The organism is Streptomyces sp. CA-294286, from assembly GCF_050947155.1.
GTDB lineage: Bacteria > Actinomycetota > Actinomycetes > Streptomycetales > Streptomycetaceae > Streptomyces.
Genome location: NZ_CP192005.1, coordinates 484,059 through 493,515 on the forward strand (window position 1 = coordinate 484,059; position 9,457 = coordinate 493,515).

Annotated in this window: 1 protein-coding gene (running past one end of the window); it reads right to left on the minus strand. The window is 71.7% G+C overall.

Features of this window, described 5'->3' with window-relative positions; genetic code table 11:
• Positions 1-9,379 carry the beginning of an SDR family NAD(P)-dependent oxidoreductase gene (locus tag ACQPZG_RS07320; protein ID WP_433545011.1) on the minus strand. 21,719 nt of this gene lie to the left of the window's left edge, so 9,379 of the gene's 31,098 nt are visible here — the first part of the coding sequence; its start codon is at positions 9,377-9,379; the stop codon falls past the left edge of the window.
• Between the last annotated feature and the right edge of the window lie 78 nt (positions 9,380-9,457).

Here is a 9,457-nt window from a genome sequence, read left to right on the forward strand (position 1 = left end):
CGAATGCCGCCGCGACGGACGAGAACACGACGAACGCCGCGAGATCCCGGTCTTTCGTCGCCTCGTGCAGGTTCCAGGCCGCGTCCACCTTGGGCCGCAGCACTGCTGAGAGCCGTTCGCCGGTCAGCGAGCCGACCACTCCGTCGTCGATCACTCCTGCGGCGTGGATCACCGCCCGTACGTCGTACCGGTCGAGCAGGTCGCGCACGGCGGAGGACTCGGCCACGTCGCATGCTTCGATCGCGACCCGTACGTCCTGCCGCTCGAACTCGGCGACGAGGTCGGCGGCACCGTCGGCGGCTCGGCCGCTGCGGCTGACGAGGAGCAGACCGCGTACACCGTGCTCGGCCACCAGGTGCCGGGCGATCTCCCGGCCCAGGCCACCCGTGCCTCCGGTGATCAGCACCACGCCGTCCCCCGCCCATGCGGGGCACGCTTCCTTGGCGGTGTCGACCCGGGCCAGCCGTGCGGCGTGGAACGCTCCGTCCCGTACGAGCAACTGCGGTTCGTCCAGCGCGAGTACGGACTCCGCCAGACCTGCGGGCTCCTCGCCCTCCACGTCGACCAGCACGAACCGGCCCGGCTGCTCCGACTGCGCGGAGCGCACCAGGCCCCACGCGGCGGCAGCGGCCAGATCCTCGCCCGACGTCGCGCCGCGCGTCACCAGCACCAGCCGTGACGGCTCGGGCAGCTCCTGCACCAGCGTCAGCGCCCGCGCCGCCAGGGCGTGCGCCGAACTCGCCGTACCGCTCGCCTCCTCGTCCTTGCCGGACAGCCGGTGCACCACCACGTCCGGCGACGACGCCACCGGTCCCGGTACACGGACCGGCACCCACTCCACGCCGAACAGCCCGTCGTGCGGCTGACCGGAAGCGACCGGTCGTACGGTCAACTCCGCTACTGAAGCGACCGGTTCTCCGCTGGCGTCCGCCAGCTCCACGGACAACGCACCGTCGGTGGTGCGGGAGAGCCGCACCCGGAGGGCCGACGTGCCGGAGGCATGCAGGGACACCCCGGACCAGGCGAAGGGAACCCCGCGTTCGCCGTCACCGAGCAGCACGGCCGCGTGCAGGCCGGCGTCGAACAGGGCCGGGTGCAAGCCGAAACCGGTCAGGTCCGTCTCATCGGGCAGTGCGATCTCTGCGTAGACCTCGTCGTCGAGCTGCCAGGCCGCCCGCAGCCCCTGGAACACCGGACCGTACTCGAACCCCGCCTCGGCGAACCGCTCGTACACCCCGGACACGTCCAGCGCCTCGGCACCCGCAGGCGGCCAGACCGAAGCGTCGAACGCTGTGTGCGGGGGGACGCTCGGGGCAAGCACACCGGTGGCGTGCCGAACCCAGGGGGATTCGTCCGCTCCGTCGGGGCGGGAGTGCACGGTCACCGTGCGGCGACCCGACTCGTCGGGCGTGCCCACCGCCAGCTGCACGCGTACGCCACCCTCGGCAGGCAGTACGAGCGGCGCGGCGAGGGTCAGTTCCTCCACCGCGGGGCATCCGGCCTCGTCACCGGCGCGCACGGCCAGTTCGACCAGGGCAGTCCCCGGGACCAGCACCCTGCCCATGACCATGTGGTCCGACAGCCAGGAGTGCGAACGCAGCGAGAGCCGTCCGGTGAACAGGAACGTGTCCGTGTCCGCGAGCTCCACGGCCGCGCCGAGCAGGGGGTGTTCCGCCGACTCCAGACCGGCCATGCGTACGTTGCCGCCGGGCGCGTTCCCTGCGTCCGAGGGCCAGTAGGACCGGTGTTGGAAGGCGTAGGTGGGCAGCTCGACGATGCGGGCGCCGGTGTCGGCGAAGAGGACGGCCCAGTCGACCTTCGTCCCGCTCACGTGCAGCTCGGCGAGGGCCTGGAGCGCGGACAGCTCCTCGTCGCGGTTCTTGCGCAGTACGGGTACGAGAACCGCGTCCTCATCCTCGGTCAGGCAGGCGGCGGCCATCGCGGAGAGAACCCCGTCGGGGCCGAGCTCCAGGAACCGCGTCACACCCTGCTCGGACAGCATCCGTACGTCATCCGCGAAACGCACCGCCTCGCGAACGTGGCACACCCAGTACTCCGGGTCGCACACCTCCTCGGCGTCCGTGGCCAGCGGTATCTCCGGAACGGAGAACGTCAGCCCCGACACCACCGCACGGAAGTCGTCCAGCATCGGATCCATCAGAGGTGAATGGAACGCGTGCGAGACACGAAGACGGGTCGCCTTACGGCCCAGACCTTCGAAGTGCACACGGACGGCGTCGACCGCCTCCTCCACCCCGGACACGACCACGGAAGACGGCCCGTTCACCGCCGCGACGGACACCCACTCGTTCAGCAGCGGCAGCACTTCGGCCTCCGTCGCCTGCACGGCCAGCATCGCCCCACCCTCGGGCAACGCCTGCATCAACCGGCCACGTGCCGCCACCAACCTGCACGCGTCCGCAAGCGACAGCACTCCGGCCACGTGCGCAGCCGCGACCTCGCCGATCGAGTGTCCGGCCACGAAGTCCGGCCGCACACCCCACGACTCCACCAGACGGAACAACGCCACCTCGACGGCGAACAACCCCGCCTGCGCGAACACCGTCCGGTTCAACGCCTCAGCGTCCTCACCCCACACCACCTCCCGCACCGGCACATCCAACTGCTCACACACCGCATCGAACGCCGCCGCGAAGACGGGGAAGCGGCCGTACAACTCACGACCCATACCGAGACGTTGAGAACCCTGGCCGGAGAACAGGAACGCCGTCTTTCCGGCACGCACCCGCCCCTCAACGACCTGCTCACCGTTCAGCACCACAGCCCGATGAGCAAAAGCGGACCGCTTCAGCGTGGAGAGACCCACGTCCACCGAACGCAGCCCCGCCCCCTCCGCATACGTACGCAGGCGCGCGACCTGCTCCCGGAGAGCCTCCTCCGTCTTGCCGGACACCAGCCACGGCACTCCTCCCGGAGCAACGTCCGCGACCGACGGCTCCACAGCAGCCGGCTCGAACTGCTCCAGCACCACGTGCGCGTTGGTCCCGCTGATGCCGAAGGACGACACACCTGCCCGGCGCACCCGGTCCAGTGCCGGCCACGCCGTGCCCTCCGTCACCAGTTCCACTGCGCCCGCGGCCCAGTCCACATGCGACGACGGCGCGTCGACGTTGAGCGTCCGGGGCACGATCCCGTGCTCCATGGCCATGACCATCTTGATCACACCGGCCACACCGGCAGCCGCCTGGGCGTGCCCGATGTTGGACTTCACCGACCCGAGCAGCAAGGGGAGTTCGCGATCCTGCCCGTACGTCGCGATCAGCGCCTGCGCCTCGATCGGGTCACCCAACGTCGTGCCCGTGCCGTGCGCCTCCACCACATCCACATCCGACACCGACAACCCGCCACTGGCCAACGCCTGCCGGATCACCCGCTGCTGCGACGGACCGTTCGGCGCCGTCAGACCGTTCGACGCACCGTCCTGATTGACAGCCGAACCACGCACGACCGCCAGCACCCGATGACCGTGACGAACAGCGTCCGACAACCGCTCCAGCACCACCATGCCGACGCCCTCGCCCCAACCGACACCGTCGGCCGAATCCGAGAACGACCGGCACCGGCCGTCGGACGACAACCCGCCCTGCCGCGCGAACTCCACGAACGTCGTCGGGGTAGACATCACCGTCACACCACCGGCAACCGCCAGCGAGCACTCACCCGACCTGAGGGCCTGCGCCGCCCAGTGCAGGGCCACCAGCGACGACGAACACGCCGTGTCCACCGTCACCGCGGGGCCTTCGAAGCCGAACGTGTACGAGACACGGCCGGAGGCGATGCTGGGCGCGCTGCCGTTGCCGCGGAAGGCGTCGTACTGCGGGGCGTCGAGCAGGGTGCGGTAGTCCGTGTACATGACGCCTGCGAAGACGCCGGTCTGGGAGCCGCGCAACGACACCGGGTCGATGCCCGCCCGCTCCACCGCCTCCCACGTCGTCTCCAGCAGCAACCGCTGCTGCGCATCCGTCGCCACTGCCTCCCGGGGACTCATCCCGAAGAAGTCCGGATCGAAGTCGGCGGCGTCGTGGAGGAAACCACCCGCCCGCTCGAACGACTCGCCCTCCACCTCCCAACCACGATCGGCGGGGAAATCACCCACGGCATCCACACCGTCGGCGACCAACCGCCAGAGATCCTCCGGCGAAGCCACCCCACCCGGATACCGGCACGCCATCCCCACGATCACGACCGGATCGTCGGTGGCCGCGGGACGCGTAGTCGGCGCATCCGTCGGCGTTTCCCGCTCTCCGCCCAGCAGTTCGTCGAGCAGGAGGTCCACCAGCGCATCGGCTGTCGGGTGGTCGAAGACCAGCGTCGCCGACAGCCGCAGACCTACGGCCGCGCCCAGTCCGTTGCGGAGTTCGACCGCCATCAGGGAGTCGAAACCGAGGTCCTGGAACGCGCGCGTCGGTTCGATGACGGCGGCGTCGGCGTGGCCCAGGACGAGCGCCACGTGCCCGCGTACGAGGTCGAGGAGCACCTCGCGCCGCTCGTCGGGCGCGAGGGTGGCGAGGGTGCGCCGAAGGCCCGCCGTCGCGGGCGTCCCGGAGGCCGGGGCGGCCGCCGAGCGCCGGTTCCCGGTACGCGACCTGACCAACCCGCGCAGCAGGGCCGGCACCGAGTCCTGTGCCCTCAGGGCTGCGAAGTCGAAGCGTACGGGGGCGATCAGCGACGCTTCCGCGCGCAGGGCGGCATCGAAGAGTCCGGTGCCCTCCGCCGGGGTCAGTTCGGGCATGCCCGTGCGGGCGATGCGCCGGACGTCGGCCTCGGACAGGGTGCCGGTCATGCCTCCGTCCTGGGTCCACGGGCCCCAGGCGAGCGAAGCGCCCGGCAGGCCAAGGGCCCGCCGGTGCTCGGCGAGGGCGTCCAGGAAGGCGTTGCCGGAGGCGTAGTTGGCCTGACCGGGACCGCCGAAGAGTCCGGAGACGGAGGAGAACAGGACGAATGCGGCAAGGTCCAGGTCGCGCGTGGCCTCGTGCAGGTTCCAGGCGGCGTCGACCTTGGGGCGCAGGACCGCCGAGAGCCGCTCGGGCGTCAGTGCCTCCACCACTCCGTCGTCGATCACGCCCGCGGTGTGGACGACAGCCCGTACCGGATGGCGAGCGACCAGTTCGGACACGGCGTCCGGGTCGGCGACGTCGCAGGTTTCGACGACGGCTTCGGCGCCGAGGCCGGACAGCTCCGCGACCAGCTCGGCGGCGCCTTCGGCGGCCGGGCCGCTCCGGCTCACCAGGAGCAGGCTGCGCACGCCGTGCTCGACGACCAGGTGCCGGGCGATCACCCGGCCCAGACCACCCGTGCCACCGGTGACCAGGACCGTGCCCTTTCCGGCCCACTCCGGAGCGTTCTCCCGCACCGCGTCGACCCGAGTCAGCCGTGCGGCCAGCACTTCACCGTCGCGGACGAGCAACTGGGGCTCTTCCGTGCCCAGTACGGTTTCCAGGAGGCCGGTCTCGGGCTCCTGGCCGGCCACGTCCACCAGGACGAACCGGCCGGGGTGCTCGGACTGGGCGGTACGCACGAGACCCCAGGCGGCGGCAGCGGCCAGATCCTCGCCGGACGTCGCGCCACGGGTCACGAACACCAGGCGGGAGGCGGCGGAACGCTCCTCGCTCAGCCAGTCCTGGAGCAGGGACAGCGTTCGGGCCGTGAGCGCGTGCACCGAGGCCACCGGGCCGGTGCCGGCACCGTCACCGGTCCCCTCGCCCTGATCCCCCGCCTCGCCCGCCTCGCCCGCCAGTCTGGCGACGACCACGTCCGGGGCCACTGCCGCCAGCGGCTTCGCCGACCGGACCGGTACCCACTCCACTCCGAACACCGAGTCCCGGTCCGCCGCACGAGCGGCATCGACCGGCCGCAGCACCAGCGACTCCACCGACGCCACCGGCTCCCCCGCCGGGTCGGCCACCGCGACGGTGAGCGCGTCCTCGCGCATACGGGTCACCCGCACCCGGATCGACGAGGCTCCGGTGGCGTGCAGCGACACGCCCTCCCAGGAGAACGGCACGACGCCGCGCGGCACCCCGTTGAACGCGGTGACGTGCAACGCGGCGTCCAGCAGTGCGGGATGCAGCCCGTAGCGGCTGCCGTCGACGCCCTCGGGGAGGGCGACCTCCGCGTAGACGTCCTCGCCCCGCTGCCAGGCGGCCCGCAGGCCCTGGAACACCGGGCCGTAGTCGAATCCCGCTTCGGACATGCGGTCGTACAGGCCGGTCAGGTCGACCGGCTCGGCACCGGCCGGGGGCCAAGCGGCGTCCGGTGCCTCGAAGGGCACCGTGCGCTCGCCGGCCGTGAGGACGCCCGACGCGTGCTGGAGCCAGGCATGGCCGTCGGCTCCCTCGTGGCGGGAGCGGATGCTCACCGTGCGCCGTCCGTCGCCGTCGGCGGCGGCCACGCGCAGCTGGAGCTGGACGCCGCCCTCCTCGGGAACGACGAGCGGCGCGGCCAGCGTGAGCTCCTCGACCGTGCCGCAGCCGACCTCGTCACCCGCGCGGACGGCGAGTTCCAGGAACGCGGTCCCCGGCAGGAGGGCCGAGCCGCGCACCACGTGGTCGGAGAGCCAGGGGTGCGACTGGGCCGAGAGACGGGAGGTGAACAGCATGCCTTCGGCGTCGGACAGCTCGACGGAGGCGTTGAGGAGTGGGTGTCCTGCCGCGTCGAGCCCGGCGGCCTGGACGTCACCGGCCGGAGCCTCACCGGGGACCGGCCAGAAGCGCTGCCGTTGGAAGGCGTACGTCGGGAGGTCGACGAGACGCGCGTCCGTTTCCCGCAGTACGGCTGTCCAGTCCACGGCCGCGCCGTCGACGAACATCCTGGCGGCGGCGGTGAGGGCGGCGGTCTCCTCGCCGACACCCTTACGCAGTGCGGGTACGAGAACCGCGTCGGAGTCCTCGGGCAGGCAGGCGGCGGCCATCGCGGAGAGAACCCCGTCGGGGCCGAGCTCCAGGAACCGCGTCACACCCTGCTCGGACAACACCCGTACGTCATCCGCGAAACGCACCGCCTCGCGAACGTGCCGCACCCAGTACTCCGGGTCGCACACCTCCTCGGCGTCCGTGGCCAGCGGTATCTCCGGAACGGAGAACCTCAGCCCCGACACCACCGCACGGAAGTCGTCCAGCATCGGATCCATCAAAGGTGAATGGAACGCGTGCGAGACACGAAGACGAGTCGCCTTACGGCCCAGACCTTCGAAGTGGACACGGACAACGTCGACCGCCTCCTCCACCCCGGACACCACCACCGAAGACGGCCCGTTCACCGCCGCGACGGACACCCACTCGTTCAGCAGCGGCAGCACTTCGGCCTCCGTCGCCTGCACGGCCAGCATCGCCCCGCCCTCGGGCAACGCCTGCATCAACCGGCCACGCGCCGCCACCAGCCTGCACGCGTCCGCGAGCGAGAACACTCCGGCCACGTGAGCCGCCGCCACCTCACCAATCGAGTGACCGGCCACGAAGTCCGGCCGCACACCCCACGACTCCATGAGACGGAACAACGCCACCTCGACGGCGAACAACCCCGCCTGCGCGAACACCGTCCGGTTCAACGCCTCAGCGTCCTCACCCCACACCACCTCCCGCACCGGCACATCCAACTCGGCACACACCGCATCGAACGCCGCCGCGAACACCGGGAAACGACCGTACAACTCACGCCCCATACCGAGACGCTGCGAACCCTGGCCCGAGAACAGGAACGCCGTCTTTCCCGCGCGTGCCACACCCTCCGCGGCCGGCTGCGTGCCGCCCATGAGCACCGCGCGGTGACCGAGTGCGGACCTGGCCGTGGCGAGGGTCAGGGCGACGTCCACGGGGCGTGGTCCGGACTGCTCGACATGGGCGTGCAGGCGTGCGATCTGGTCGCGCAGCGCCTGCTCCGTGCGGCCGGTCAGGGCCCACGGCACCACCGTGGGCACCTCCGTACCCGCCGACGGACCGGGCTCCGGGTCGGCCGGGGCCGGTGCGGCCTGTTCCAGCACCACATGGGCGTTCGTGCCGCTGATGCCGAACGCGGAGACCGCTGAGCGGCGCGGGTGGGCGGTGGTGGGCCAGTCGGTCCGTTCGGTGAGGAGTTCGACGGCGCCCGCGCTCCAGTCGACGTGCGAGGTGGGCCGGTCGACGTGGAGGGTCCGGGGCAGGACTCCGTGCCGCATCGCCATGACCATCTTGATCACGCCGGCTACGCCTGCCGCCGCCTGCGCGTGCCCGATGTTGGACTTGATGCCGCCGAGCAGCAGGGGGCGGTCCGCCGGCCGGCCGCGTCCGTAGGTCGCGAGCAGTGCCTGGGCCTCGATCGGGTCGCCCAGTGTGGTGCCGGTGCCGTGGGCCTCGACGGCGTCGATCTGGTCGGTGGACAGTTGGGCGTTGGCGAGGGCCGCGCGGATGACGCGCTGCTGGGAGGGACCGTTGGGGGCGGTGAGGCGGCTGCTGGCGCCGTCCTGGTTGACGGCCGTGCCCCGTACGACGGCGAGGACGTGGTGGCCGTTGCGGCGGGCGTCGGACAGTCGCTCGACGAGCAGCACGCCGACGCCCTCGGCCCACCCGGTACCGTCCGCCGCTTCGGCGAAGGGCTTGCAGCGGCCGTCGGCGGCGAGGCCGCGCTGGCGGGAGAACTCGGTGAACAGGCGGGGGGTCGGCATGATCGCGACGCCGCCGGCGAGTGCCATGGTGCACTCGCCCGCCCGCAGGGCGCGTACGGCCAGGTGCAGGGCGACCAGCGAGGAGGAGCAGGCCGTGTCGACGGTGACGGCGGGGCCTTCGAGGCCGAAGGTGTAGGAGATCCGGCCGGACAGGACGCTGACCGCGCCGCCGGTCAGCAGGTGGCCCTCGGTTTCGGTGGTCTGCCTGGCGAGGGAGCCGTAGTCGGTGTCGGCTCCGCCGATGAAGACACCGGTCTCGGTGCCGCGCAGGGCGGCGGGGTCGATCCGGGCGTGCTCGATGGCTTCCCAGGAGGTTTCGAGCAGGAGCCGCTGCTGCGGGTCCATGGCGAGGGCCTCGCGCGGCGCGATGCCGAAGAGGTCGGCGTCGAACTCGGCGACTGCGTCGAGGAAGCCGCCGTGGCGTACGTAACTCTTCCCGGGTGTGCCGGGGTGTGGGTCGTAGAGACCGGTGGTGTCCCAACCGCGGTCCTCCGGCAGGTCGCCCACGACGTCCGCGCCTTCGGCGACCATCCGCCACAGGTCCTCGGGGGAATGGACGCCGCCGGGGAAACGGCAGGCCATGCCCACGATGGCGATCGGCTCGCTGTCCCGGGCCTCGACGGATTCCAGCCTCTGCTTGGTGCGCCGCAGGTCTGCGGTGACCTTCTTGAGGTAGTCGCGGAGCTTGTCCTCGGAGGAGGGGGCGGCCTTGGGTGCCATGAGCGGGAAACCTCGCAGTCGGGAAAGGGTGTTACGCGTGGTGCGGTGTTCGACCGGTCCGGCCGGACGCAACCGTTG